This window comes from Mesorhizobium sp. 113-1-2 (assembly GCF_016756475.1).
Taxonomy (GTDB): domain Bacteria; phylum Pseudomonadota; class Alphaproteobacteria; order Rhizobiales; family Rhizobiaceae; genus Mesorhizobium; species Mesorhizobium loti_C.
Genome location: NZ_AP023242.1, coordinates 3,871,513 through 3,896,167, shown reverse-complemented (window position 1 = coordinate 3,896,167; position 24,655 = coordinate 3,871,513). Strand labels below are relative to the sequence as shown.

Below are 24,655 nucleotides of genomic sequence, written 5' to 3'. Positions count from 1 at the left end.
TTTGCCGGAATGGAACAAATGTCTGGAATGACGCAGCCCAGGAAATCCCGCCCCGCCATCGAACTGGCCGACTATCAGCGGCTGTCCGAGTTCCGCTATCTGATCCGGCGCTTCCTCGAATTCAGTCAGCTGCAGGCGGAAGACGCCGGGCTCACGCCGCGCCAGCACCAGGCGCTGCTGGCGATCAAGGGCTATCCGGGCGGCGGACCGGTGACGGTCGGCGACCTGGCGGAGCGCCTGCGCATCCGCCACCACAGCGCCGTCGAACTGGTCAACCGGCTCGGCGAGGCGGGACTGGTCGTGCGGGATCAGGACAAGGACGACCATCGCCGCGTGCTGCTGCGGCTGACCGAACGCGCCGACGATTGCCTGGCCGAACTCTCGGCAGCCCATCTCGACGAGCTTTCGCGCATCGAACCCGTGCTGAGGCGCCTGCTTGATCAGGGCAGCGAGTGACGCTCAGGCGTCTTGAATGAGCGGCTCACCATGTTCCGATGAATGCAGCGCAGGCCAGAAGGACCCCGGTTAGAATATTCGCAAGGAACAGACGATAATTCACCTCCGGGCGGGCAAGGTCGATCCGCCAGACCTGCCAGGCAAGGTGCGCGGTGATCACCAGCATGCCAATGGCGTAAGGCAGCGACATGCCCAGCAGGCAGCCGCCAAGCGACCACGCTGCGATCGTCAGGACATAAAACAGGCCAATGCACGCCCTGCCGTACCGCCCGAAGAGGATTGCCGTCGATTTGAGGCGAAGACGGGAATCATCTTTCACGTCAACATAGGCATAGACAGTGTCGTACCCGATCTGCCACGCGATGGCTCCGGCCCACATCAGCACGGCTCCGACCGGCACATGTCCTGAAATCTCGGCCCATGCCATGAGCATCCCCCAATTGAACGCTGCGCCCAGCACGGCTTGGGGCCAATGCGTGAATCGCTTGCAAAGCGGATAGATGAACACGAGCGGCAGAACGCATATCGCGATCAGGCGCGCATAGGGGGTCAGAAAGAACAGGAGGGAAGCCGCAAGCGCAAGCTGAACGACAAGAAAAACAAAGGCTTGCGAGGTGCCGATCTGCCCGCTCGGCAACGGCCGAAATCGGGTCCTCTCGACGTGGCCGTCAAACCTTCGATCTGCAATGTCATTGACTGTGGCGCCGGCGCTTCTCATCAGCAGAGCGCCGAGAGAGAAGACCGCCAGTTGGCGAAGATCCGGAAACCCGTGCGACGCTTGAATAAGCGCCGCCCAACAAGGAAAAAGCGTCAGCCATATTCCCACCGGGCGATCCAGCCGTGCCAGTCGCGTATATGGCCGCCACGCGGGCGGCAATCGGCGATCCACCCAATCGCCCCGATGAATATCGCTTAAATCCGGGCGGCTCAAAGTCGTCATCGCTGGATCCAAATTCCGGGTGCAGTGCCCCCGGGGTGATTCACCGTCTGCCTACTGCAACGACTTCAACAGATTGTCGATCGTGAACGGATTGGCCTTCGGCTTGGCCGGCGGATTGTCGCTGGCTTCCGGCAGCGGCGCGCGCTCGACCTTCGGCTCGGCGGCCTTGCGCTCGGCCTCCAGTCGCGCTTTTTCCTGCGAAGCGATACGCTTCGCCTCCTCGGCCTTCTGCCGCTGTTCTTCATCGGCTTGCGCCTTGGCTGCCTCGTCAGCGGCCTGCTGTTCGGCCGCCGCCTTTGCATCAGCATCAGCCTTGGCCTTCGCGTCGGCATCCGCCTTGGCTTTGGCCTCAGCATCGGCCTTTGCTTTCGCTTCCGCGTCGGCCTTCGCCTTGGCCTCCGCTTCAGCCTGGGCCTGGGCGTCAGCCTCCGCTTTCGCCTTGGCATCGGCCTCGGCTTTCAGCCGCGCCGCCTCTTCCTGCTGGCGCAATTCCTCGGCGGCCTTGTCGCGCGCGTCCTGCAGCGCCGCGTAATAGCGCACTTCGCGCCGCAGCCGCTGCTTCTCCAGCAACGCCGCCTGCATCGCCTCGACGCGCTGCTGCTCCTTCTCCAGCGCGCGCTGGGTCAGGAACTGCGCCAACGGCTCGCTGTCGAACTGCCGCTTGACGGCGCCGAACGGTCCTTCAGCGGTGAAATTGACGACCGGCTCGGAGCCGACCAGCGCCTCGTCGCCGGGCCGGTAGGTGATGGCGCCCTTGGCGGAAACCGTGCTGGTGTTGAGATCGGCCGTGACATCGGCGGACAAGGTCGCCGCCGGATTTTCAAGGCTGATCGGTGGCGCCCGCAGCATGCCGCCGGCAATTGTGAAGGCGATGTCGGCGTCCTTGGCCGGGAAATTGCCATCCGCGGCGATCCCGGGCGCAAAGCCCGCGGTCTTGGCCGCATCGATGTCGCGCCCGATCGCATCCGCCTTGGCAAGGAAGGCGCTGAACGCATCGGGATTGACGCCGGCGACCTGCAAACCCTTGAGCGCCGCCGTGCCGGAACCCGACAGGGCAGCGATCATCGCATCGACCGACTTGCCGCTGGTCGACAGCGTCGTCGAGAAATCGCCGACGCCGCCAATGCCGGCATCCGGCAACACGTTTGCCAGATCGGCACCGGCCAGTTTCATCTGGCCGGTGAACAGCCCGGTGCCATCAGTGTTTTTCAACTCGAACAGCCCGGTCAGCGCCCCGCCAAGAAGTTTCGCCTTGAGGTCCGAGACGCGGATGCCTTCCTGGTCGAGCTTCAGCGAAAAAGAAGCATCATAGGCGGTGGCGAGCGGTCCGGCTGCAAGGGCCGCCGTCGTCAGGTCGAGGTCGGCGGTGAACGGCAGGCTGGATTTCTGGCTGAAGGGCGCTGCCGGCCAGACGCCACCCTTGGCGCTCTTGTCAGCCGCATTTTTGTCGGCCCCATTTTTGTCGGCAAGGAAAGCGGAATCGCCGAACAGCGCCACTGCCATCGGATCGAGGTCGAGCTCGTCAAGCGCCAGCGCGCCGGCCAGATGCGGCAGGCCGTCCTTGACGTCGATGTTGACGTCGCCGGACACCGCTGCCTCATTGATGGCGCCGCTGACATTGTCCAACACAAGCAGACCGTTGCCGTAATCGCCTTGTGCCGAAAGCGACGTCGACATGCCAGCGCCCATGCCGGGCAGGCCGATGCCTGTCGTCATCAGCCAGGGTTCGATGTCTGCGGCATCGAGGTTGATCTTGCCCTTGGCGGTCGGGCCCTGCGGCGTATCGGCAACGGTCCCTTCGAAGCCGGCCTTGAAGTCATTGCCGGCAAGGCTGAAAGTCGTCCCCAGGCCACCGCCAAATGTGCCCTTGGCCTGAATGTCGGTGGTTGCCTCGCCCAGCATGCCGAGCGGCAGCGCCGGCAGGCCGTAAAGCGCAAGCAGCGCGGTGGCGTCGGGGTTTTTGGCGTTGAAGGTCAGCGTCACCGGCGCTTCAAGCAATTTGTCGGGCGCCCCCTTCCCCGACAGCGAGGCAGAAAATGCCGTGCCGCCGGCCTTGCCTTGTCCGCTTACCGCCAGGCCGGTCGTGCCATCGCCATTGTCGGCGGCACTTGCCACGAGGTCGACGCGGGCGTCCTGGAACAGGTCCGGATAGGCGGCCGCGCGGCTCGCCAGCCCCTTCAGCACCGCATTGTCGGGATAATGCTGCGCGGCGACATCGATCAGCGGCTTCAGGTCGACGGCGACAACCGATGCATCGAGCTTGCCGGTCGGGCTCGCGGGAAAATCCTTGATCCGGCCCGTCGCGCTGATCGAGGCGCCGGCCAGCCCGCCGAGCGAGAGCCGGTCGACTTCAAGCAAGCCGTCGCGCAGCCTGAGCGCGGTGTCGACCGTGTCGGCGGTCAAACCGCCGGCGCTGACCGGGCCGGCCTTTATCTGGAAATCGAGATCGCTGTTGGCAAAACGGTTGGCGCCCTTGTCGCTGACGAAGATCGAGGCGAAGGCCGCCAGCCCGTCGACATCGAGTTCACCGCCCTCGAGCCGCATCAGCACCGATGGCTTTGCGTCGTCAGGCTGGCTGGAATCGATGCGGCCGGAAAACTTCGCCTTGCCGAGGATCAGTTCGAGATCGCTGAAGGATTGATGGTTTTCCGAGAGATCGACCTTGGCCTTGAAACCGGCGGCGGGCAGACGACGGATCGCCTCGTCGACATCCCTGGAAAGCCAGGCGGCAAAACCAGAGGGTTGCGCCACGGCCAGCAGCAACGAACCGGTGAAGCCGAAATGGCCCTGCACGTTGAGCGCAAGCATGCCATCGGCTTCCAGCGTGGTGCGGCCGGGCAAGGTCGCGGCAAGCGATTTGATCGACCAGCCGCTCTCAACGGGCTCGGCGGAGAGATGCACGTCACGCACCGTCGTGTCGCCCGCCACCACCGCCGGCAGCTTGACCTCGACGGTGCCAGGAATGGTCGGCTTCGGCAGATCGAGCAACGCCTGCTCCAACCCGGCAATACGTTGATCCAGTGTAAGGCCGGTGCCGGCCTGGCCCCCCACCGCCTCGTCGAACTGCACCTGTGCGCCATTGGCCTCGATGGCGAAGCTCGGCTTCTGGCCGAGATCGACCGAAGCCTTGCCGTCGGCGGTGTAGGGATTGTCCAGCGGCCCGGTCTCGAAACGGAATTCGTCGACGCCAAGCTTCTGGTGGTCGAGCGAGAACTTGCCGTTCAGGCGAAAACCGGGATCGGGCTTGCCGGCACTGACCTTCACCGTCTCGCCATCGGTGCCGCGCAATTGGGCTGAATTCTTGTCGGCGCCGGAAATCTTGAACTGGCCGGAATAGACAGCGGCACCGTTGACGATGCCGGCATTGCCGTCGGTTTCGATGACCAGCGGATAGGCGTCGGGATCGGCCTTCAGCCGCAGCCGCATCTGGCCATTACCCTCGGCCTTGCCGGTCGACGCCGCGATCGTGGTGCGCAATCCGTCCAGCCGCAGCGTGCCGTCCATGCGCCACGGACCGGCCAGCGACTTGGCCGAAATGGTCGAGTTGATCTCGGAAAAGATATGGCTGCGTCCGCCGGCGGCATGGCGCAGCTCGATCTGCCCTTCCGTCACCGTCAGCTTCTCGATCGAGATCTGGTTGAGGTCGAAGGGCGAGGACGGCCGCATCGCCCAGTCGACGGTGCCGTCATTGGCAATGTCGATCGTCGCCTTCGGATGCACCAGCCGCATGTCAAAGATCAGCACCTCGCCGCGCAGGAAAGGCGCCAATTCCGCATCCATCGAAAACGTCTCGACGGTCATGGCCGGCCGGCCGTTGGGACCGCCGGCGACGGCGACGTTGGAGAAGGTCACCGAGGGGAATGGCAGCAGCCGCGCCGTAGCGTCGCCCTGCACGGTCACCTTTCTGCCAAGGATGGCGCTTGCCTCACGCTCGAACTGGGCGCGGTAGCCGGTCCAGTCGACAAAGTACGGCACCACCAGCGCCGCGCACAGCACCAGCACAAACAAGCCACCGAAGATCACGAACAGGCGTGCGAGCATCAGCTCCGAACAGGTTGATTGAAATTCTGCCGCACTCTACCCGCATCCGCGTGTCGATAAAGAGGCAATTCATCCTGTATTGCCTCATCCCGGGCGATCTGAAACAAATCCGGCAAAAGCGGAGATTCTCGAATGTCGGGCAAGAACTGGGACCGCGTGCCGATCGACGCGCAGAGCGTCGATGCGCCGCTTTCACAATCGGCGATTTTCCTCGTCGTCACGGTCGCCGCGGAACAGGCGGCCCTGGCCAAGGTCTGCTCCGTGCTCGGCGAACTTGACGATCTGGTCAAGAATGTCGGGTTCCGCGACCTTGGCGGCCGCCTGTCTTGCATCGCCGGCATCGGCCGCGATCTCTGGGACCGTCTCAGCCCCGGCCGGCGGCCGCTGGAGCTGAAACCCTTCGCGCCGATCAAGGGAGCGGTCCATTCGGCGCCATCGACACCGGGCGACCTTCTCTTCCACATCCGGGCAGAACGGCCCGATATGTGCTTCGAGTTCGAACGTATCCTGCTCGACCGGCTCGGTCCCGATGTAACCGTTGTCGACGAAGTGACGGGTTTTCGCTATTTCGATGCCCGTGACCTGCTCGGTTTTGTCGACGGCACCGCCAATCCGACCGGCCTCGACCTGCCCGCCTCGGCGCTGGTCGGCGACGAGGATGCCGACTTTGCCGGCGGCTCCTATGTCGTCGTCCAGAAATACCTGCACGACATGCAGGCCTGGGCGCGCATTCCAACGCCGGAGCAGGAAAAGATCATCGGCCGCACCAAGATCGACAACATCGAGATCGACGATGACGACGCGCCGCGCAAATCGCACAAGTCGCTGGCCACGATCGAGGATGCCGACGGCAACGAATACGACATATTGCGCGACAACATGCCGTTCGGCAGGCCCGGACAAAATGAGTTCGGCACCTATTTCATCGGCTATTCCAGGTACCTCTGGGTCACCGAAAAAATGCTGCAGCGCATGTATGTCGGCGACCCGCCGGGCGCCTATGACCGCCTGCTCGACGTCTCGACGCCGCAGACCGGCACGACATTCTTCGCGCCGACCCGTCCGATGCTGCAGGCGCTTGTCAAGGGCGCGCAGCAGTAACGTCCCGCCGCACGGTAAGGCTGGGCCTGACGGCCCCTATCCGCGGGACCTCAGCGTGCGTCGCGCTTGGCTTGCGCCACCTTGCCCGCCTTGCGCTGCCGGCCGAGTTCCGCCGGCCGCACCAGCTTCGGCGCCCGCTCGTTGGCCACGGCCCGCATGCCCTGGTGAGCCGTCCGCGAATTGTGCGCGGGACCGTCCGCCGGCGCGCCTTGCTTCAAGGCCAGCGCCTTGCGTGCATTGCCGACCAGTGAAATACGAGCCGCCAGTTGGCGCCGCCGCTCGGCCTCGCCATTCAGCCGCCGCATCGCGTTTGCCAGCACCGCGAGCTTGACCTGCGAACCGCCGTCGGCCTTTGACGGCGCAGCGCCTTTCGGCGCGCCCTTGCCGCGTATCTCACGCCGGCGGCGGTGCGCCTCGGTCTGCGCCTTGTCGCGCTGCTCCCGCAGCAGCTTGACCAGGCCGGAAAGGTCGGCATCGGAAAGCTCCTGCACCGCCGGATGGTGCGATTTCTCCACCAATTCCTTTTCATCGGCGCTCAGCGCGCGAGCTTCTTCCTTGCGTGAAATGGCCATGACGATCCTCCTCCTCTGGCGGCACGCCTGTCCTTTCAGGCTTGCCGCCCGGGGAGCCTCGACCCGAATGGTGGCGCGGTCAAGACGAGCCTTTGTGTCCCGGCGTGTTCGGGTTGTCTTCATCAGGCCCGAGCTTATGTGTCGCGCGTGACGACCTTGCGAGACCTTCGCCTGGAGAGTTCAGGCGCGCTGTCCGACAGCCTCCATCAGCACGGTCAAAACCGCTCCCTTGTGAAGACTGGTCGAGAAACTCTCGGCAATGAACTCGAGCGTCGAATCGTGGAACGCCACGATGAAATGCCGATAGTTTGAAAACAGTTCGGGCGTATGGGAAGAATGAACCCGATTTGCCTTTTCCAGAGAAGCGATCCACGACGAGTTGCGGACCTCAAATGCCTCGTGGGCCCGCAAGCCCAACGGATAAAGACGATGGCCACTGATGGCCTCGTCATTAGGCGGGCCGAACTGAAATGCCAGATAAGGCTCTGCCGTCAGGATGGCGACTGACTGGTTGCCTGTCAGCGGCGAAACCGAGCGCGGATTCGTGCCATCGAAAGACGGATCCGGAGTATTGGCGAGGTAGGCGACGAGCAACCTGCCTTCATCCGCAAACACATGAGGCAGCGGAGCGCCAGCGGACAACAGCGGCACCTCGATCGGCAGCAAGGTCTCGGCGGTTGACATCTAATGGCCGTCGCCGGGCAATATCTTGCCGGGATTCATGATGTTTTGCGGGTCGAGAGCCTGCTTGATGGAACGCATGATGTCGACACCATGGCCAAGCTCGGGCCGCAGGAAGCCGATCTTGCCCTGGCCGATGCCGTGTTCGCCGGTGCAGGTGCCGTCCATGGCAATCGCCCGCATGTTGAGCCGCGCGACGAATTTTTCCGACAGCGCGATCTCCTCGGGATCGTTGACATCCATCAGCACCAGCACGTGGAAATTGCCGTCGCCGGCATGGCCGACGATCGGCGCGATCAGGCCCATTTCGGCGATATCGGCTTCGGTCTCGGTGACGCATTCGGCAAAGCGCGAGATCGGCACGCAGACATCGGTCGACAGGCCCTTGGCGCCCGGCCGCAGCGTCAGCGAGGCCCAGTAGGCATCGTGCCTGGCCTTCCACAGTTTGGTGCGTTCCTCGGCGACGCTGGTCCACAGGAACGGCCCGCCGCCATTCTCCTCGGCGATCATGCCGAAAGTCTCGGCCTGTTCGGCGACGCCGGCATCGCTGCCGTGGAATTCGACGAACAGGCACGGGCTCTCGGGATAGTCGAGCTTGGAATAATTCTTCATCGCCCGCATCTGCAGCGCATTGACCAGTTCGATGCGCGCCACCGGAATGCCCATCTGGATCGTCGCGATGACGGCGTTGCAGGCCGCCTCGACACTCGGAAACGGGCAGACGCCGCCGGAGATCGCCTGCGGAATGCCTTGCAGCTTCAGCGTCAGCGCGGTGATGATGCCGAGCGTGCCTTCGGAGCCGACCAGCAGCCTGGTCAAATCATAGCCGGCCGAGCTCTTCTTCGCCCGCTTGCCTGTCGTCACCGTCTCGCCGTCGGCCATGACCGCCGTCAGCGACAGCACGTTCTCGCGCATCGTGCCGTAGCGCACCGCATTGGTGCCGGAGGCGCGAGTCGCCGCCATCCCGCCGAGCGAGGCATTGGCGCCGGGATCGATCGGAAAGAACAGGCCGGTGTCGCGCAGATGCCGGTTCAGATCCTCGCGCGTCACGCCGGGTTCGACCGTGCAGTCGAGATCCTGCGGATTTACCGAGAGGATGCGGTTCATGCGCGAGGTGTCGACCGAGATGCCGCCGCCCGGCGCGTTGGTGTGGCCCTCCAGCGAGGAGCCGACGCCGAAGGCGATGACCGGCACGCGGTGCGCGGCGCAGGCGCGCACGATCTCCTGCACCTCGGCGGTCGTTTCGGGGAAAGCGACGCCATCGGGCGCCTGCGTCGGAATATAGGTGGTGGTGTGCGCGTGCTGCGCGCGGATGGCCTGGCCGGTCTGGAAGCGTTCGCCCAGCTGTTGCTTGAGGATGCCGAGCACCGCGGCGATGCCTTCCTCGTTGCGGTCGACCGGATTGAGGTCGCTCAGAGCCATGAATTCCTCCGCGAATGGACCAGCGCCCACGCTTGTTATGCGATTATGGATGCGTAGTCTCCGCAGCTAGGCTCTGTCCAGCACCAGAACAAGGAAGTTTCGATGCCCATCCCCGCCCCGTTTGTCTCCAAGCCCATGGACATCGAGAAGGACTGGATCGACTACAACGGCCATCTCAACATGGCCTATTACAACGTGCTTTTCGACCGCTGCTCGGACGAGGCCTTCGAGGCGATGGGCATGGGGCTGGATTATGTGAAGGGACGGCGGCTCACCATCTACACCGCCGAGGTCCATGTCTGCTACGTCCAGGAACTGCATCTGGACCACAAGGTCCAGGTATCCTTCCAGCTCATCGACCATGACGCGAAGCGGCTGCGCGCCTATCAGGAAATCCGCCATGTCGACGGCTGGCTCGCCGCCACCTCCGAGACGCTGTCGCTGCATGTCGACATGTCGGGGCCGAAGGTCGCACCCTTCCCCGCCGATGTGCTGGCCAAGGTCGAAGCCATGCGCGGCGCCCATTCGGTGCTGCCGATGCCGGAGCGCGCCGGCCGCTCGATCGGCATCAAGCGCAAATAGCGCGAAGCCGATATCCATCCAGCTTCCGCACGGTGAGGCATTAGGTCTGACTTCAAAGCCACACCCTGAACTCAAAATCGCAGAGCCCCCAATATCCACCAGCAGTGGTGCTTGAAGCAGGTTTGGACCGGCGTTAACCTTACCGAGGTTTTAACGGGAACAAGCCAATTGAGCCGTTGAACGACTCAGCGGAGGGGTCGAAAACCATCCGCAGAGAGTTGTTTACGGGCGGCGGGGCGAAGCCGGTTCGAGGGACGTGCATGAAAACCGACATCAAGGTCGAGGTGGACAGGCTGGCCGCTGATCCGCGCATCACCGACTACGATTTCTGGCGTTCGCTCAAGAACGTCGACAACGAGATATTCCACATCGCCAACAACAACGAACCGATCCCGTTCGACATGATCCGCTGGCGCAGCATTTTGAAGCGCGCCCGCCTGAAGCGCGGTCACGCATAGCGCTGTCATCGGGCAACCAATCAAATCGCGCCATTTACGGCGATCGCTTAACCGCCGCCAGCGGTGAGCGTGCCACCACCGGCGACGACTGGATGATGGCCGTGTTGGTCATCGCATAGGGGATGATCCGGTCGATCACCCGTTCGAGTTCGGCCACCGAGCCGACATGCGCGAGCGCGATGAAGCAGTCCTCGCCGGTCACGCGGTCGCATTGCGCGATCTCCGGCGTTTCGCGGATGATCTCGGCCACCACGGACAATTGCCCCGGCACCGGCCGGATGCGCAGCCATGCCGACAGCTTCAGGCCGAGCGCGGCGGGGTTGATCCTGACCGAATAGCCCTCGATCACGCCGTTTTCCTGCAGCCGCTTGATGCGCTCGGCGACACTCGGCGCCGACAGGCCGACCGAACGCGCCAGCTCCGCCGTGCTGGCCCGCGCATCCTTCTCCAGCAGGCGCAGGATCTTCATGTCGGCCGCGTCGAGATCAACATTTTCAGTTCGAAGGCGTTTCACTGAAAACTCCTCGCTTCTGGGAGTATATTTGCCAGAGATGCCGGCCATCCTCCATATAAAGCGGAAAAATCGCCTGCGATACTGATCCGATGAACGATCAGACGCAAGCACCAGCTGCCCACCCTGCTCCCGTCCTCGACAGCCTGGCGACAAAACTGCCGCCGCATGTCTGGTTCGGCGTCAGCGCCATCTTCCACTATCTCGGCCCGGCCTTCGCCGTGCTGCTGTTCCCGCATGTCGGGGTGCTCGGCATGGCGTGGCTGCGCATCGCCACCGCGGCGCTGATCTTCGCGCCGCTGACGCGCCCCTGGCGAAGCTTCGCCCGCGCCGATCCTCCGACACGGCTGCTGTTGCTGGCCTTCGGCGTCTGCCTGGCGGTGATGAACTGCTCGTTCTACCTGGCGCTCGACCGCTTGCCGATCTCGCTGGTGGCGGCGATCGAATTCGTCGGCACCATCGGCGTCGCGGTGGTCGGCTTGCGGAGCGCCCGCAACCTGGCTGCCCTTGCCGTGGCCGTCACCGGCACCTTGCTGCTCATCGACGTCAAATGGTCCAGCGATCCGGTCGGCCTGTTCTGGGCCTTCCTCAACGGCGCGCTGTTCGTCGGCTACATCGTGCTCGGCCACCGCGTCGCCCGGTCCGGCGCCGGCGACGGCATTGCCGGCCTTGGCGCCGCCATGGCGGTTGCCTTCATTCTGGTGCTGCCAATCGGCTTTGCCGATGCGCTGCCCGCCTTTTTCTCACCGCCGCTGCTCGTCGCCGCCATCGGCGTCGGCATCTGCTCCTCGGTCATTCCCTACATCTGCGACCAGCTTGCCATGTCGCGGCTTCCGCGCTCCAGTTTCGCGCTGATGCTGTCGCTGCTGCCGGTCACGGCAACGCTGATCGGCGTCATCGTGCTGCGCCAGATTCCAGGCTTCTACGATTGCCTGGGGATCGCGCTGGTGGTCGCCGGCGTCGCTTTTCACAAGCCGGCATCGACAGACTAGACGCCAGGAAAACCTTTATCATCAATTGCTTGCACGAATGCCGAGTCGGTTCCCTATTCTCGACTGGCTGCGACAAGACGTCCAGGATTGAACCAATTCCTCACTTGAGCCGTTGACCCCACGAACGGCTTGGAGTGACACAATGGACTGGAAACGGACCAGGGAGCCTGCCGACGCCTGGCACATGACGGACGACCTTCATGCCGAGCATGGCAAGGGCGACCCGTTCGCGGCGGCCATCCGCGCCACCCGCATGTCGATGATCATCACCGATCCCCGGCGGCCCGACAATCCGATCGTCTTTGCCAATGACGCCTTCCTGCGTCTGACCGGCTATGAACGCCACGAGGTGCTGGGCAAGAACTGCCGGTTTCTGCAGGGGCCGAAAACCGATAAGGCCGCGGTTGACCAGATACGCGCGGCAATCGAGGACAACGCCGATGTCAGCGTCGACATACTGAACTACCGCAAGGATGGTTCGACCTTCTGGAACGCGCTCTATATCAGCCCTGTCTCCAACGACAAAGGCGAGGTCCAGTTCTTTTTCGCCTCGCAACTCGATGTCTCGGACCGCAAGAGCTCTGAGCATCGCATCACCGCCGACAAGGACCGCTTCGAGAAGGCGGTGAAGGAACGCACCGCCGAACTGGAAGCAACACTGGAGGCGCAGACCACCTTGCTGCACGAGGTCGATCATCGGGTGAAAAACAACCTGCAGATGATCTCCTCGCTCATCATCATGCAGCGCCGGACCATAAAGGATGAGGCGACCAGGCATTCGCTGACCACCATGCTGGAGCGTATCGAGGCGCTCAGCACCGTGCATCGCCGGCTGTACCAGTCGAAGGATGTCAGCCGGTTCGACGTCTCGGATTTCGCCAAGGACCTGGTGACGGATCTGCTGACGGCGTCGGGGCGCTCCGGGATCAAGTCGAAACTCGAGCTCGAGCCCATTGTGATCTCAGCCGAGAAGGCGACGCCTGTCGCGCTGATGGTCAATGAACTCGTCACCAATGCCTTGAAGCACGCTTTCAAGGAGGGACCGGACGGGACCACGGCGGGCCGCATCGGCATCAAGATGAGCCAGCCCGACGGCCACTTCAACATCGAGGTCTCAGACGATGGCGTCGGCATGGCCGAAGCCAATGGCGACGCTTCGTTCGGCATGCGGCTGATCAAATCGCTCGCCCGCCAGTTGCACGCCGATATCGAATGGCGCGACGCCGGCCCCGGCACCACGGTCGTGATCTCGATGCCAAACGAACCGCAGCAAAAAAGGACTCTCTCATGATTGAACCGCTCAAGGTCCTGATCGTCGAGGACGAAGCGCTGTTGGCGATGGAACTGGAAAGCCTTGTCGAGGAGGCCGGCCACAGCGTCGTCGGCTGGGCGACGTCTTCGGCGGAAGCAAAAAGCATGGTTGAGTCCACGGATGCCGACATCGCCTTTGTCGACATCCACCTCACCGACGGCCCGACCGGCGTCGACGTGGCCCACTATATCGGCGAGAGGAAACGTTCGATGGTGGTGTTCATGACCGCCAATCCGAAGCGCATTCCCGATCATTTCGCCGGTGCGATCGGCGTCATCGCCAAGCCCTACACGATGAACGGGCTGACATCGGCGTTGCGATACCTGCAGGAAGGCGTGCGCCGCCCGCCGCCCGTTTCCGCGCGGCCGGCCGGCTTCACCCTGTCACCGGCCTTCGCGGCGGTCTGGGTACCCGCGGTCTAAGCCAGTTTCTCCTTCAGGAAAGCGATCGTCCTGCCCCAGGCGAGATCGGCCGCCTTCTTGTCGTAGCGCGCCGCCGACGTATCATTGTTGAAGGCATGGTTGGCGCCTTCATAGACATAGACCGTGTACTCGACATGCGCGGCGTCGAGCTCCTTCTTGAAGGCGTCGATACCGGCATTGGTGCGATCGTCGAGGCCGGCATAGTGCAGCAGCAGCGCGGCCTTGATCTTCGACGCGTCGGCGGCGTTCGGCTGCATGCCGTAATAGGCGACGCTGGCGGCGAGATCGGGCGCGTTGACGGCCAGCATGTTGGCCGTGCCGCCGCCCCAGCAGAAGCCGATGGCGCCGACCTTGCCGTTGCCATCCTTGTCGGCCTTCAGGAAAGCGACGGTCGCCACGGCGTTGGCGACGGTCTGCGCCGGATCGAGTTTGGTGAACATGTCGCGCGCCTTGTCCTCGTCGGCGGGCGTGCCGCCGAGCGGCGACAGGAAATCCGGCGCAAGCGCCACGAACCCTTCCAGCGCCACGCGCCGGGCAACGTCACGTATATGCGGGTTGAGCCCCCTATTTTCATGGATGACGATGACTGTGCCGAGTTTGCTCGTCTGGTTCGCCGGTTTGACCAGATAGCCCTTCATCTCGCCGCCGCTGCCGGGATAGCTGATGTCCTCGCCTTTCACGCGGGCATCGTTTTCGGCGACGATCGCCGCCTGGGCGGAATTCGCCGCCAGCATTGGTGCGATGGCCGCCGCCGCGGCACCCGATCCGGCAAGCCTGGTCAGTTGTTCCATGAAGCGGCGACGATCGAGCGTCAGATGCGTGTATTCGTCATAGGCATCGATCATCGCCTGGGTGATGGCAGGCTTGTCAGGGATGGTGGATTTGGTCACGGGGCGCTCCTCGATCTCGGTGTCCTTGCGTTCGCAAGATAGGGGCGAGCCGCGCATCGTCCAGTCACGGCTCAGTGACGCTCTCTGACCGTCGGCGAGCGGCTGCAACGGATCATCACATTCTTGTCATCGGCGACAAATCCTGGTGGCGCTGCCACAATGTTAGGGAAGACTGACCATCGGCCGCCCCATGGCGCGGCCGCTGCCTCGAAGGGCCTGATCTGAAAGGAAAATGTCGATGACCATGCCTTCGCCGATCCTGGCAACCGCCTTCATGGTTGCCGCAACCGCCATTCTGGCGATGCGCGCAACTGTTGTCGCGGCAAGCCGAAAATCCATGGTCAAGGTGCGCAGCCGCCAGCACCATCCGGCAAACACGAAAACCCAGGGTTGAGATAAAGTCATGGACATACAGGATATCGTGAACACTGTCTCGCAGAAGGCCGGTCTCGATCAGGCAACGACCGAAAAAGTCGTCGGCACCATTTTCTCGGTGCTCGAGCACGAGGCGGAAGGCACCAGCGCCTCATCCTTCTTCGCCAAGATCCCGGGCGCCGATGCATTGGCGCAGAAATATGACGTCATGGGCGCCGCTCCTGCCGGCAGCGGTGGCGGTTTCCTATCGTCGCTGCAAGGCGCGCTTGGCGGCGTTCTCGGCGAAAAGGCCGGCGCGCTGGTCAACGGCCTCGCCGCCCTCAAGGAATCCGGCCTCGATCTGGCGCAGATCCAGAAGGCCGGCGCCACGCTGGTCCAGCAAGCCGAAGCCGCCGCCGGCCCCGATTTGACCAACCAGGTGCTCGGCTCCGTGCCCGGCCTCAAGAGCCATCTGGGGCTCGGCTAGCGCAACCCAGCTACTTCGGCAGCGCGTAGGCCATCACATAATCCCCCGGCTTGGTGCCGACCGAGCCGTGGCCGCCGGCGACGATGACCACGAACTGGCGCCCGTCGGCGACCGTATAGGTCATTGGCGTCGATTGCCCGCCGGCAGGCAGCCGTGCCCGCCACAGCTGCTTGCCTGATGTCAGGTCATAGGCGCGCAGATAGTCGTCGACCGCGGCACCCAGGAAGGCGACACCGCCGGCGGTGATCATCGGCCCGCCAATGCCGGGTACGCCGACCTTCAGCGGCAGCGGCAATGGCGTCATGTCGTAGACGGTGCCGTTGCGGTGCTTGTAGGCGATCGTGCCGGTCCTGAGATCGACGCCCGCGACATAACCCCAGGGCGGCGCCTGGCAGGGAATGCCGAGCGGCGACAGGAACGGTCCCATCACCACCGCATAGGGCGCGCCTTCATTGCGGTTCAGCCCCTGCTCGCTGCCGCGCCCTTCATCCGGCGGTGGCACCTGGTCGCGCGGAATGAGCTGCGACTTGAACGCCAGGTAGGTCGGCATGCCGAACATCACCTGCCGCACCGGATCAACCGCCACGCCACCCCAGTTGAAGGTACCGAAATTGCCGGGATAGATCAGCGATCCCTGCAGCGAGGGCGGCGTGTAGCGGCCTTCATAGCGCAATTTGTGGAAGGCGATGCGGCAAGCCAGCTGGTCGAACATGGTGATGCCCCACATATCGGCATCGGTCAGCGGCTTCGGGTTGAAGGAGAGATCGGACGAAGGCTGCGTCGGCGAGGCCTTGTCGCCCTCGATGGCACCACCGGGCGCCGGCACTTCCTTGACCGCGATCACCGGATCGCCAGTGCGTCGGTCGAGCACATAGAGATCGCCCTGCTTGGTCGGCCCGACCAGCGCGGGCACGACCGAACCGTCGGCCTTGGTGATGTCGATCAGGCTCGGCTGCGCAGGCACATCCATGTCCCAGAGGTCGTGATGCACGGTCTGCCGCACCCATTTCAACTGCCCGGTGTTGAGGTCGAGCGCGGTGATCGAGGAGGAGAATTTCTCGACATTGGCGCTGCGCCCGGCGCCAAGCTGGTCCGGCGTCTGGTTGCCGAGCGGCACGTAGAGCAAACCGAGCTTCTCGTCGGCGCTCGGCGTCGACCACATGTTGGGCGAGTTGGCGGTGTAGGTCTGGCCGGCCGGCAGCGGCGTCGTCTGGTCCGGATTGCCGGAATCCCAGTTCCAGATCAGCTTGCCGGTGGCCGCATCATAGGCGCGGATGACGCCTGACGGCTCCTGCGTCGAATAATTGTCGTTGACGGCGCCCCCGACGATAATCTTGCCACCCGCGATCAGCGGTGCCGAGGTCGAGTAATAGTAGCCCGACTTCGGGTATGGCATGCCGGTCAAAAGGTTCAGCGTGCCACCCTCGGCGAAGGCGGGACAGACCTGGCCGTTGGCAGCGTCGAGCGCGATCAGCCGCGCATCCGACGTCGGCAGGTAGACGCGGGTCGCGCAGGGCTGCCCGGCGGCGCCGGCGGCATCGGCATAATAGGACACGCCGCGGCAGGTCTGGTGCTGGCGGTCCTTGTCGAGCTTGATCTTGGGATCATAGCGCCATTTCTCCTTGCCGGTCGCGGCATCGACCGCGATGGCGAAATTGTGCGGCGTGCAGATGTAGAGCGTGTCGCCGATTTTCAGCGGCGTCACCTGATAGGTGGTCTCGCCGACGTCGTCCGGTCCCTTCACGTCGCCGGTGCGGTAGGTCCAGGCCGGTTGCAGATTGGCGACATTGTCCGGCGTGATCTGGTCGAGCGGCGAATAGCGCTGGCCGAACTGGGTGCGGCCGTAATAGTGCCACTCGCCTGCCGGCACATCATTGCCGAGATTGGCGTTGGGGATCACCTTGTCGGTGTCGAGCGCGCCGGCGATGTCCTTCGGGTCCGTCGTCATCGAATAGCCGGCCACCGCCAGCGAGGCCAGCACGGCGAGGATCAGCGGTGCGCGCCCGTCAGGACCGGCAAGGCCGCGCCGCGCCCATGGCGTCAGCAGCCACAGCGCCACCAGAACGATGATGCCGCCGCGCGGACCGAGTTCCCACCAGTCGAAGCCGGTTTCCCAGACCGCCCAGGCCAGCGTGCCGATCACGATCGCCGCGTAGAGCCACAGCGCCGTGGAGCGGCGCCGGTAAAGCAGCCAGGCAGCGATCAGGAAGGCCAGGCCGACGACGATGTAGTACCAGCTGCCGCCCAGCGAGGCCAGCCAGATGCCGCCCGCGCCGAGCGTCAGGCCGAGGAGAAAGAGGATGAGGGAGGTTATGGTGACAGCCAAGATGATACTCCTTCGACTGTTGCGCGCTCGCGCGGCCATGGGCGACCCGGCGCACCGTTCCTGCCCTCGGTCCAGCTTTCTCCCGCCTGCCCCGCCTGTCAAGCTGACCCACACGCCAAGGTGGCAATTCATCTTGCCTGCATCAGGGTTTTCCAGCAGTCTCCATTGGATCATCTCTGCCGTGGAGCAAGCAAAATGCCGTCATTCCTTCCGCCGCTGACGCGCATGGCGCTTGTGCTCTACTGCCTCGTGCCGCTCATCGCTGGCACTGTGGCCGCGCCGGCTCAGACAATCAGCGAGATCAACAAGGCGAATGGCTTTCACGAGATGCTGATGGGCATTGGCCCGGGTTTCACCGCGGCCGTGAAATCGGCGCCGGGAACGCCGGTGCAAAAAGTCCAGGACGCCCTTGCCGCCGCCATGGAAGGTGCCTTTGACCCGAACAAGATGGAGACGGCTATCGAAGCGCGAATGGCGGACAAACTGAGCGCCAAGGACCTGTCCGACCTCGCTGCTTTCTATGCTTCGCCCTTGGGCAAACAGGTCACCGCGCTGGAGATCCAGGCTGCCGCACCGGAAACGAGAGAGGCCAAGAAGATCGAGGGCGCCAAAATCCTCGGCGAGCTTGCTTCCAGGGATCCGGCCAGGCTCGCACTTTACAGGAAGATGATGGACGATATCAGCGCCGTCGACACCGGCGAAGCCGTCGCCTTGAACATGGGCTATGCGATGCTCACCGAAATGCTGGGCGCGGCCGGAAAGCCCCTGCCCGACGACCAGGTCATGGCCCTGCTGCGCAAACAAACCGAAGGGCTTCGCCGTGACATCGACAGCGATGCCATGGAATCTGCAGCCTATATCTACCGGGATATGTCGATGGCCGACCTGAAGCTCTATGAGGCTTTCCTGGCCTCACCCGCCGGCGGCCGCTATTACGACCAGATGCAGGTCGCGCTCGGCGCGGTGATGACGGACGAGGCGCGCTCCTTCGGCCATCGATTCTTCGTCGCCCTCGGTTACCGCAAGGCTTGAACGGTCGTATCCGGCACTTTTACCCAGAACAAAACGTAGACAGTTCTGGTCTTTCCCCACCGAATCACTACATTCGGGGGAGATGTCCGGCTTTTCGGAAGACATGCCCTTTTTCGACGAACCCAATGCGCGGCCCACGGCCCCGTCGGGTATTGCCGCGCGCGCCATGGCTGCCCGCGGCGGCCAGAACAGCGCGCCCGATTATCTGAAGGGACTCAACCCCGAACAAAGGCTGGCGGTGGAGACCACCGAGGGCCCGGTTCTGGTGCTGGCCGGGGCCGGCACCGGCAAGACCCGTGTGCTCACCACCCGCATCGCCCACATCCTCGCCACCGGCAAGGCCTTCCCGTCGCAGATCCTGGCCGTCACCTTCACCAACAAGGCCGCGCGCGAGATGAAGCAGCGCATCGGCATCCTGATCGGTGAAGGCAATGTCGAGGGCATGCCGTGGCTCGGCACCTTCCACTCGATCGGCGTGAAGCTGTTGCGCCGTCATGCCGAACTTGCCGGCTTGCGTTCCGACTTCACCATCCTCGACACCGACGATGTCATCAGGCTGATCAAGCAGCTGATCCAGGCCGAGGGCCTCGACGACAAGCGCTGGCCGGCCAAGCAGTTCGCGCAGATGATCGACGGCTGGAAAAACAAGGGCCAAGGCCCGGCCGATATCGCCGAGGGCGACGCGCGCAGCTTCGCCAACGGCAAGGGCCGCGAGCTCTACAAGGCCTATCAGGAGCGTCTGCAGACGCTGAACGCCTGCGATTTCGGCGACCTGCTCTGCCACCCGATCCGCATCTTCCGCGCCAATCCGGACGTGCTGAAGGACTATCACCGGCGCTTCAAATACATCCTTGTCGACGAATACCAGGACACCAACACCGCCCAATACATGTGGCTGCGGCTTTTGGCGCAAAGACCTACCTCCCCCTCGATGGGGGAGGTCGCGCCGCGGAGCGGCGCGGGTGGGGGTGGCAGCGCCGGCGCCAGTCACCCCTCCCCGTCGCTTCGCGACGACCCTCCCCATCAAGGGGAGGGTAAAGCGCGATCGACCGAAACTCGCGCCACTGTCAACATCTGCTGCGTCGGCGATGACGACCAGTCGATCTATGGCTGGCGCGGCGCCGAGGTCGACAACATCCTGCGCTTCGACAAGGATTTCCCGGGCGCCACCATCATCCGGCTGGAGCGCAACTACCGCTCCACCGCGCACATCCTTGGCGCCGCCTCCCACCTCATCGCCCACAATGAAGGCCGTTTCGGCAAGACGCTGTTCACCGACCGCAACGATCCCGAAGACGGCAAGGTCAATGTCCACGCCGCCTGGGATTCCGAGGAGGAAGCCCGCGCCATCGGCGAGACCATCGAGGCCTATCAGCGCCAGAAGCACAATCTCAACGACATGGCGATCCTGGTGCGCGCGTCTTTCCAGATGCGCGCCTTCGAGGATCGCTTCATCACGCTCGGCCTCAACTACCGCGTCATCGGCGGCCCGCGCTTCTACGAGCGCATGGAAATCCGTGACGCGCTGGCCTTCTTCCGTGTCGTCGCCAACAGTGGCGACGACCTCGCCTTCGAGCGCATCGTCAATGTGCCGAAGCGCGGGCTGGGCGAAGCCACCATCCGCCAGATCCACGACACGGCGCGTGCGCTGCGCATCCCGATGCTGGAGGCCGCTGGCAACCTTGCCGAAAGCGACGAGTTGAAGCCGAAACCGCGCGCGGCGCTGCGCGAAGTCGCCGCCAACTTCGAACGCTGGCAGAAGGCGCTGGAAACCAAGCCGCACACCGAGCTCGCCGAGACCATTCTCGAGGAGAGCGGCTATACGGACATGTGGAAGAACGACCGTTCGGCCGAAGCGCCGGGCCGGCTGGAAAACCTCAAGGAACTGATCCGCTCGATGGAGGAGTACGAGTCGCTGCGCTCCTTCCTCGAACACGTGGCGCTGGTCATGGATGCCGAGCAGAATGCCGGACAGGACGCCGTCTCCATCATGACGCTGCATTCAGCCAAAGGCCTCGAATTCGAGACGGTTTTTCTCCCCGGCTGGGAGGAAGGCCTGTTTCCCCACCAGCGCGCGCTTGACGAAGGCGGCCGCTCCGGGCTGGAGGAAGAACGGCGCCTCGCCTATGTCGGCCTGACGCGGGCCAAGAAGAACCTGCATCTGTGGTTCGTCTCCAACCGCCTCATCCATGGCCTCTGGCAATCGACCATCCCGTCGCGCTTCCTCGAAGAACTGCCGGAATCCCATGTCGAGATCGCCGAAAGCGGCAATTCCTATGGCGGCTACGGCAATCCCTATGGCGGCGGCTCCTTCGCATCGGGCCGTGGCGGCCGGCAGAATCCGTATGGCGCCTCGCGCTTCGACAATGTCGGCGCCAACACCGAAAAATCCGGCGCCTTCTCCAACACCTATTCGACGCCCGGCTGGCAGCGCGCGCAGGCCAACCGCACCGAAGCGACCGACCGCAACTGGGGCACGCGCTCCGGCCATCAGGTCGAGCGCATCGGCTATGGCGAAACCGACAGCGGCTACGGCGCCGGCCGCACAAGCGTAAAGGGCCGCACCATCGATGGCGAGCTGGTCGCCAAATCCGTCTCCGACACGCCCTCCGCCTTCAGCGTCGGCGACCGCGTCTTCCACCAGAAATTCGGCAACGGCAACATCTCCGCCATCGAAGGCAACAAGCTGACCATCGACTTCGACAAGGCCGGCCAGAAACGCGTGCTGGACGGGTTTGTGGCTGCGGTGTGAGCCGCCGCTTGTCCCGTTGTCCTACAAGCGATCACTTTCTCATTCTCTGATAGAGCCCTCCCTGCCTTCGTCATCCACGGGCGAAGCAGGAGCGAAGCTCCGTCGCGGAGACCCGAGGATCCATGCCGTGACCTTGGCCGTGGAACGCAGCGGAGCAGAATTCTGGACCGTGGTGATGCGTTGGAGTCCCGGCATGGATCCTCGGGTCTGCGCTGCGTCGCTTCGCTCCTTGCTCCGCCCGTGGATGACGAAGCGACGGACGTCTGTCGCAATCGTCAAGGCACGCGGCCCGTCAACGAAACGCCTCACCGATACCGTGCCTGGTTCCACTTATGGCCGAGCAGCGACAGGATGATGATCAGCCCGTTGAAGAACTGCACGTAAAAGCCGCTCAACCCCGCTGCCACGACGCCGGTCTGGATGAACGACACAGTGACCGCGCCGATGGCGCCGCCGGCAACCGTGCCGATGCCGCCCCAGGTCGGGGTGCCGCCGACGAACACCGAGGCCAGCACCGGCAGCAGATAGCCGTCGCCGGCCGTCGGCCACCAGGTGAAGTTGATCATCACCGAGAACGTGCCGGCGATCGCAGCGCCGATGCCGACGAAGACGAACACTTTCACCCGCACCCGCTTGACGTCGATGCCCATCTGCTGGGCGCTGTCGGGATTGTCGCCGACCACCTTCACCTGCGCGCCGAAGCGGTGCCTGTTGTAGAGCATCGCCGAGAGCACGACGAAGGCGATGGCCCAGAAGATCTGCACCGGAATGCCGTAAACCTGGCTGGAGAAGATCTTGTAGGCCGGGCTGCCAGCAAGGCCGGTCAGCGCCATCGACTTGCCTTCGTTGATGATCTGGATCAGGCCACGCAGCAAGAAGTTCATGCCGAGCGTGGCGATCAGCGACGACAGCCCGCCATAGACGACCAGCGAGCCGACGAGGAAGCCTAGCAGAATGCCGGTGAGAACAGCCGCCGCAATGCCGAGGAACGGATTGTAGCCGGCCTGCACCACCAGCGCGAAGACCCAGGAGGCAAAACCCATCGTCGCCGGAAACGACAGGTCGATCTCGCCGCAAGTGACGACGAAGACCAGCGGCACCACCACGAACAGCGCAACAGGCAGCGTCGTCAGCACCGAACTGTAGAGGTACCAGGTGGTGAACACGGTCGGGTTGGCGATCATGAACACCGCCATCATGACGACGAACACGGCGAGCGTGCCGAGCGAGGCGCGGTTGTCGAGGATGAAGCCGCGCAGCCAATGGTCGGATGGGTGTTTCCACTCTTTGCGGGCGGATCCGCCATGCGCGCTGAGAGGACTTTCGAGATCGGGTTCCATGGTCTTGCTCATCGCACTCGCTGCTCCGCTTCGACGGCCTCGTGCAGTCCGGCCAATCCGCCCGGATGCGCGACGTCTTCCATGAAATTGATCAACTCTTCCGCCGACTTGACCGCGCTGCGGTCGGCGGTCAGCGCCACCTTGCCGCGATCGAGCACCACGAAGCGGTCGGCGATGTCGAAGACATGATGGATGTTGTGGCCGATGAACAGGATTGAGCGGCCGCTCGCCCGCACCTGGCGCACGAAATGGAACACCTTGGCGGTCTCGGTCAGCGACAGCGCCGTTGTCGGCTCGTCGAGGATGATCAGCTCGGCCTGCTTGTAGATGGCGCGCGCGATCGCCACGCCCTGGCGTTCGCCGCCCGAGAGCTGGCCGACGATCGAGTGCGGCGTGAACACTTTCGAGGTGAAGCCGATCTCGCGCATCAGCCGGCTCGCCTCCTCGATCTCCTTGTTGACCTTCAGCCAGCCCATGAAGCCGGTCAACTCGCGGCCCATGAAGATGTTGCGCACGATGGTCTGCTGCACCGCCAGCGCCCGGTCCTGGAACACCGTCTCGATGCCGGCATCGCGCGAGCGCGCCGCACTCCAGCCGCTCACCGGTCTGTCGCGCACGAGGATCTCGCCGCTGGTCGGCCTGACCACGCCGGACAGGATCTTGATCAGCGTCGACTTGCCGGCGCCATTGTCGCCGATCAGGCCGACCACCTCGCCGCGGTCGACGCTGAGATCGACGCCGCCCAACGCATAGACCTGACCATAGGACTTCTTGATATCGCGCAGTTCGATGATGCGCTCGGCCATCGGATCCTCGCTTTTCGTTGTCGCATGCCGGCCTGTTCGCCGGCGGTCCTGCCGGCCGGGATTGGCCCGGCCGGCAGCCTTGGGAGGTCAGCGCAGCGCCTGCTTGGCGAGCTCTGAGACGATCTCATAGTTCTGCGGCGTGACGAAGCCCGCGCCAGTGTCGACATTCATCGGCGCCAGCCCCAGCACCACTTGCTGGCAGAGGCTGAGGATCGGCAGATAGCCCTGCATGAACGGCTGCTGGTCGGCCGTCAGCTGCACCCAGCCGCCCTTGAAACCCTCGACGATCTGCGGGCTGGTGTCGAAGCCGAAGTTGAAGATATCGCCCGGCTTCCGGCCCGCCGCCTGCATATAGGTCGGCACATTGCCGAGCATCTGCCCGCCGGGATAGCCGACCGCCTTGACATTGGGATTGTTGAGCAAGGCCGCGGTGATCACCGGGATGGCGAGATTCGGATCGGCTGCCCACTCGGGTACAGAATTGATTTGAACGACATCGACGCCGGCCTCTTTCAATGCGGCGACCGTCCCACGCTCGCGTGCGCCCCGGCTCTCATTGTCGAAAGGGCCGATCATGATCGCCTTGTCACCGGATTTCAGTCCGGCCAGCTTGAACGCCTCGGCGCCGAGCGCGCGGCCCTGCTGCTCCTGCTGGGCGCCGACATAGCCGCCGCCGAACGCCGCCGTCACCTTCGGCACCGGCACGTTCTGGTACATCATCTTGATGCCGTCCTTATGCGCCTGCTCGGCCAGCGGCATGATCGCGTCGTCGCCGGGATGGCCCATCATGGCGATGCCGCCGGGCTTGACCGCGACCGCCTCGCGCAATTGCTGCACCATTTTCTCGACGTCCCAGCCCGAGAAGATGTAGTCGACCTTCGGCCCGAGATCGGCCGCCGCCTGCTTGGCGCCATTGTAGACGATGGTGCCGAAAGCGTCGCCCTCGGCGCCGCCGACGAAGAAGCGGATATGGACATCCTTGCACCATTGCGCGTCGAGCGCCCGTGCCGGCAAGGTCGAGACGGCGGCGCAGAGCGCCGTGGTGGCCGCCATGACGGCCGTGCGCAGAAGTGTCGTTCTGATCGCTATGCTCATGCACTTGTCCTCCCATTGTTGCCCTCGGCAGCCGAGGGGCTTTGACGATTTGCTGGCATTGGCACTCGACGGCCGGCTCCTCC

Annotated in this window: 22 protein-coding genes; 11 read left to right on the top strand and 11 right to left on the bottom strand. The window is 64.0% G+C overall.

Annotation, left to right across the window (positions count from 1 at the left end; genetic code table 11):
* Positions 1 to 18: 18 nt before the first annotated feature.
* A complete protein-coding gene (locus JN279_RS18805; RefSeq protein ID WP_096457472.1) occupies positions 19 to 456 on the top strand; it encodes a MarR family winged helix-turn-helix transcriptional regulator in 438 nt (145 codons plus the stop codon).
* Positions 457 to 481: 25 nt separating this feature from the next.
* Here the strand turns inward: JN279_RS18805 and ubiA are convergent, their stop codons facing one another.
* Together ubiA and JN279_RS18795 are read right to left on the bottom strand one after the other, a co-directional pair.
* Complete coding sequence (gene ubiA, locus JN279_RS18800) at positions 482 to 1,396, bottom strand: 4-hydroxybenzoate octaprenyltransferase (RefSeq protein WP_096447348.1); 915 nt, start codon at positions 1,394 to 1,396, stop codon at positions 482 to 484.
* Between the two features lie 51 nt (positions 1,397 to 1,447).
* The gene (locus JN279_RS18795) at positions 1,448 to 5,437 is read right to left on the bottom strand and encodes an AsmA family protein (protein ID WP_096447350.1); all 3,990 of its coding nucleotides are present in this window, start codon (positions 5,435 to 5,437) and stop codon (positions 1,448 to 1,450) included.
* Positions 5,438 to 5,569: 132 nt separating this feature from the next.
* Between JN279_RS18795 and JN279_RS18790 the strand changes: the two genes are divergently transcribed.
* On the top strand, positions 5,570 to 6,538 hold the full coding sequence (locus JN279_RS18790) for a Dyp-type peroxidase (RefSeq protein WP_096447352.1): 969 nt from the start codon (positions 5,570 to 5,572) through the stop codon (positions 6,536 to 6,538).
* 50 nt (positions 6,539 to 6,588) lie between these two features.
* On the opposite strand, the gene JN279_RS18785 is transcribed toward JN279_RS18790, so the two are convergent.
* From JN279_RS18785 to JN279_RS18775, 3 genes are all read right to left on the bottom strand, one after another.
* Positions 6,589 to 7,110 (bottom strand): hypothetical protein, encoded by a 522-nt coding sequence (locus tag JN279_RS18785; protein WP_096447354.1) that lies wholly within the window; start codon positions 7,108 to 7,110, stop codon positions 6,589 to 6,591.
* Between the two features lie 180 nt (positions 7,111 to 7,290).
* Entirely contained in the window at positions 7,291 to 7,794 is a 504-nt protein-coding gene (locus JN279_RS18780; protein WP_096447356.1) for a hypothetical protein, read from the bottom strand.
* On the bottom strand, positions 7,795 to 9,213 hold the full coding sequence (locus tag JN279_RS18775) for an FAD-binding oxidoreductase (protein ID WP_096457475.1): 1,419 nt from the start codon (positions 9,211 to 9,213) through the stop codon (positions 7,795 to 7,797).
* A gap of 102 nt (positions 9,214 to 9,315) precedes the next feature.
* On the opposite strand from JN279_RS18775, the gene JN279_RS18770 reads away from it, so the two are divergent.
* Entirely contained in the window at positions 9,316 to 9,795 is a 480-nt protein-coding gene (locus JN279_RS18770; RefSeq protein ID WP_096447358.1) for a thioesterase family protein, read from the top strand.
* 260 nt (positions 9,796 to 10,055) lie between these two features.
* On the top strand, positions 10,056 to 10,253 hold the full coding sequence (locus tag JN279_RS18765; RefSeq protein ID WP_013894716.1) for a hypothetical protein: 198 nt from the start codon (positions 10,056 to 10,058) through the stop codon (positions 10,251 to 10,253).
* A gap of 34 nt (positions 10,254 to 10,287) precedes the next feature.
* Here the strand turns inward: JN279_RS18765 and JN279_RS18760 are convergent, their stop codons facing one another.
* The gene (locus JN279_RS18760; protein WP_096457478.1) at positions 10,288 to 10,767 is read right to left on the bottom strand and encodes an Lrp/AsnC family transcriptional regulator; all 480 of its coding nucleotides are present in this window, start codon (positions 10,765 to 10,767) and stop codon (positions 10,288 to 10,290) included.
* An 89-nt stretch (positions 10,768 to 10,856) separates the two neighbouring features.
* Here JN279_RS18760 and JN279_RS18755 point away from each other — a divergent pair, with 89 nt between their 5' ends.
* The 3 genes from JN279_RS18755 to JN279_RS18745 all read left to right on the top strand — a co-directional run bounded on the left by JN279_RS18755 (position 10,857) and on the right by JN279_RS18745 (position 13,490).
* On the top strand, positions 10,857 to 11,756 hold the full coding sequence (locus tag JN279_RS18755) for an EamA family transporter (RefSeq protein WP_096447360.1): 900 nt from the start codon (positions 10,857 to 10,859) through the stop codon (positions 11,754 to 11,756).
* 142 nt (positions 11,757 to 11,898) lie between these two features.
* Entirely contained in the window at positions 11,899 to 13,047 is a 1,149-nt protein-coding gene (locus JN279_RS18750) for a histidine kinase dimerization/phosphoacceptor domain -containing protein (protein WP_096447362.1), read from the top strand.
* Positions 13,044 to 13,490 (top strand): response regulator, encoded by a 447-nt coding sequence (locus tag JN279_RS18745; protein WP_096447364.1) that lies wholly within the window; start codon positions 13,044 to 13,046, stop codon positions 13,488 to 13,490. Before JN279_RS18750 ends, JN279_RS18745 begins: the two co-directional genes overlap by 4 nt.
* On the opposite strand, the gene JN279_RS18740 is transcribed toward JN279_RS18745, so the two are convergent.
* Complete coding sequence (locus tag JN279_RS18740; protein WP_096457481.1) at positions 13,487 to 14,335, bottom strand: dienelactone hydrolase family protein; 849 nt, start codon at positions 14,333 to 14,335, stop codon at positions 13,487 to 13,489. The two genes, JN279_RS18745 and JN279_RS18740, sit on opposite strands and share 4 nt — an antisense overlap.
* 283 nt (positions 14,336 to 14,618) lie before the next feature.
* Here JN279_RS18740 and JN279_RS18735 point away from each other — a divergent pair, with 283 nt between their 5' ends.
* Positions 14,619 to 14,774 carry a hypothetical protein gene (locus tag JN279_RS18735; RefSeq protein WP_202353902.1) on the top strand — a complete coding sequence of 52 codons (156 nt, stop codon included), beginning with the start codon at positions 14,619 to 14,621 and terminating at the stop codon, positions 14,772 to 14,774.
* 9 nt (positions 14,775 to 14,783) lie between these two features.
* Entirely contained in the window at positions 14,784 to 15,221 is a 438-nt protein-coding gene (locus JN279_RS18730) for a hypothetical protein (RefSeq protein WP_096447368.1), read from the top strand.
* Between the two features lie 10 nt (positions 15,222 to 15,231).
* Here JN279_RS18730 and JN279_RS18725 read toward each other — a convergent pair whose 3' ends face one another.
* Positions 15,232 to 17,547 carry a glucose/quinate/shikimate family membrane-bound PQQ-dependent dehydrogenase gene (locus JN279_RS18725; protein WP_096447370.1) on the bottom strand — a complete coding sequence of 772 codons (2,316 nt, stop codon included), beginning with the start codon at positions 17,545 to 17,547 and terminating at the stop codon, positions 15,232 to 15,234.
* A 195-nt stretch (positions 17,548 to 17,742) separates the two neighbouring features.
* Between JN279_RS18725 and JN279_RS18720 the strand changes: the two genes are divergently transcribed.
* Positions 17,743 to 18,579 (top strand): DUF2059 domain-containing protein, encoded by an 837-nt coding sequence (locus tag JN279_RS18720; protein ID WP_096447372.1) that lies wholly within the window; start codon positions 17,743 to 17,745, stop codon positions 18,577 to 18,579.
* 82 nt (positions 18,580 to 18,661) lie between these two features.
* Positions 18,662 to 21,331 carry an ATP-dependent helicase gene (locus JN279_RS18715; protein ID WP_096447374.1) on the top strand — a complete coding sequence of 890 codons (2,670 nt, stop codon included), beginning with the start codon at positions 18,662 to 18,664 and terminating at the stop codon, positions 21,329 to 21,331.
* 305 nt (positions 21,332 to 21,636) lie between these two features.
* Here the strand turns inward: JN279_RS18715 and JN279_RS18710 are convergent, their stop codons facing one another.
* From JN279_RS18710 to JN279_RS18700, 3 genes are all read right to left on the bottom strand, one after another.
* A complete protein-coding gene (locus tag JN279_RS18710; protein WP_096447376.1) occupies positions 21,637 to 22,683 on the bottom strand; it encodes an ABC transporter permease in 1,047 nt (348 codons plus the stop codon).
* Positions 22,680 to 23,477: an ATP-binding cassette domain-containing protein gene (locus JN279_RS18705; RefSeq protein WP_096447378.1), complete on the bottom strand. Its 798-nt coding sequence runs from the start codon at positions 23,475 to 23,477 to the stop codon at positions 22,680 to 22,682. The genes JN279_RS18710 and JN279_RS18705 overlap by 4 nt, the downstream gene beginning before the upstream one ends.
* 87 nt (positions 23,478 to 23,564) lie before the next feature.
* A complete protein-coding gene (locus JN279_RS18700; RefSeq protein WP_202353588.1) occupies positions 23,565 to 24,572 on the bottom strand; it encodes a substrate-binding domain-containing protein in 1,008 nt (335 codons plus the stop codon).
* Between the last annotated feature and the right edge of the window lie 83 nt (positions 24,573 to 24,655).

Excerpts from the sequence above, each read along its gene's own strand:
- JN279_RS18720 (WP_096447372.1), top strand. The coding sequence starts at position 17,743 with ATGCCGTCATTCCTTCCGCCGCTGACGCGCATGGCGCTTGTGCTCTAC.
- JN279_RS18755 (WP_096447360.1), top strand. The coding sequence starts at position 10,857 with ATGAACGATCAGACGCAAGCACCAGCTGCCCACCCTGCTCCCGTCCTC.
- JN279_RS18735 (WP_202353902.1), top strand. The coding sequence starts at position 14,619 with ATGACCATGCCTTCGCCGATCCTGGCAACCGCCTTCATGGTTGCCGCA.
- JN279_RS18750 (WP_096447362.1), top strand. The coding sequence starts at position 11,899 with ATGGACTGGAAACGGACCAGGGAGCCTGCCGACGCCTGGCACATGACG.
- JN279_RS18700 (WP_202353588.1), bottom strand. The coding sequence starts at position 24,572 with ATGAGCATAGCGATCAGAACGACACTTCTGCGCACGGCCGTCATGGCG.
- JN279_RS18795 (WP_096447350.1), bottom strand. The coding sequence starts at position 5,437 with ATGCTCGCACGCCTGTTCGTGATCTTCGGTGGCTTGTTTGTGCTGGTG.
- JN279_RS18790 (WP_096447352.1), top strand. The coding sequence starts at position 5,570 with ATGTCGGGCAAGAACTGGGACCGCGTGCCGATCGACGCGCAGAGCGTC.
- JN279_RS18730 (WP_096447368.1), top strand. The coding sequence starts at position 14,784 with ATGGACATACAGGATATCGTGAACACTGTCTCGCAGAAGGCCGGTCTC.
- ubiA (WP_096447348.1), bottom strand. The coding sequence starts at position 1,396 with ATGACGACTTTGAGCCGCCCGGATTTAAGCGATATTCATCGGGGCGAT.
- JN279_RS18745 (WP_096447364.1), top strand. The coding sequence starts at position 13,044 with ATGATTGAACCGCTCAAGGTCCTGATCGTCGAGGACGAAGCGCTGTTG.
- JN279_RS18780 (WP_096447356.1), bottom strand. The coding sequence starts at position 7,794 with ATGTCAACCGCCGAGACCTTGCTGCCGATCGAGGTGCCGCTGTTGTCC.
- JN279_RS18705 (WP_096447378.1), bottom strand. The coding sequence starts at position 23,477 with ATGGCCGAGCGCATCATCGAACTGCGCGATATCAAGAAGTCCTATGGT.
- JN279_RS18765 (WP_013894716.1), top strand. The coding sequence starts at position 10,056 with ATGAAAACCGACATCAAGGTCGAGGTGGACAGGCTGGCCGCTGATCCG.
- JN279_RS18805 (WP_096457472.1), top strand. The coding sequence starts at position 19 with ATGTCTGGAATGACGCAGCCCAGGAAATCCCGCCCCGCCATCGAACTG.
- JN279_RS18775 (WP_096457475.1), bottom strand. The coding sequence starts at position 9,213 with ATGGCTCTGAGCGACCTCAATCCGGTCGACCGCAACGAGGAAGGCATC.
- JN279_RS18785 (WP_096447354.1), bottom strand. The coding sequence starts at position 7,110 with ATGGCCATTTCACGCAAGGAAGAAGCTCGCGCGCTGAGCGCCGATGAA.
- JN279_RS18710 (WP_096447376.1), bottom strand. The coding sequence starts at position 22,683 with ATGAGCAAGACCATGGAACCCGATCTCGAAAGTCCTCTCAGCGCGCAT.
- JN279_RS18715 (WP_096447374.1), top strand. The coding sequence starts at position 18,662 with ATGTCCGGCTTTTCGGAAGACATGCCCTTTTTCGACGAACCCAATGCG.
- JN279_RS18740 (WP_096457481.1), bottom strand. The coding sequence starts at position 14,335 with ATGATCGATGCCTATGACGAATACACGCATCTGACGCTCGATCGTCGC.
- JN279_RS18770 (WP_096447358.1), top strand. The coding sequence starts at position 9,316 with ATGCCCATCCCCGCCCCGTTTGTCTCCAAGCCCATGGACATCGAGAAG.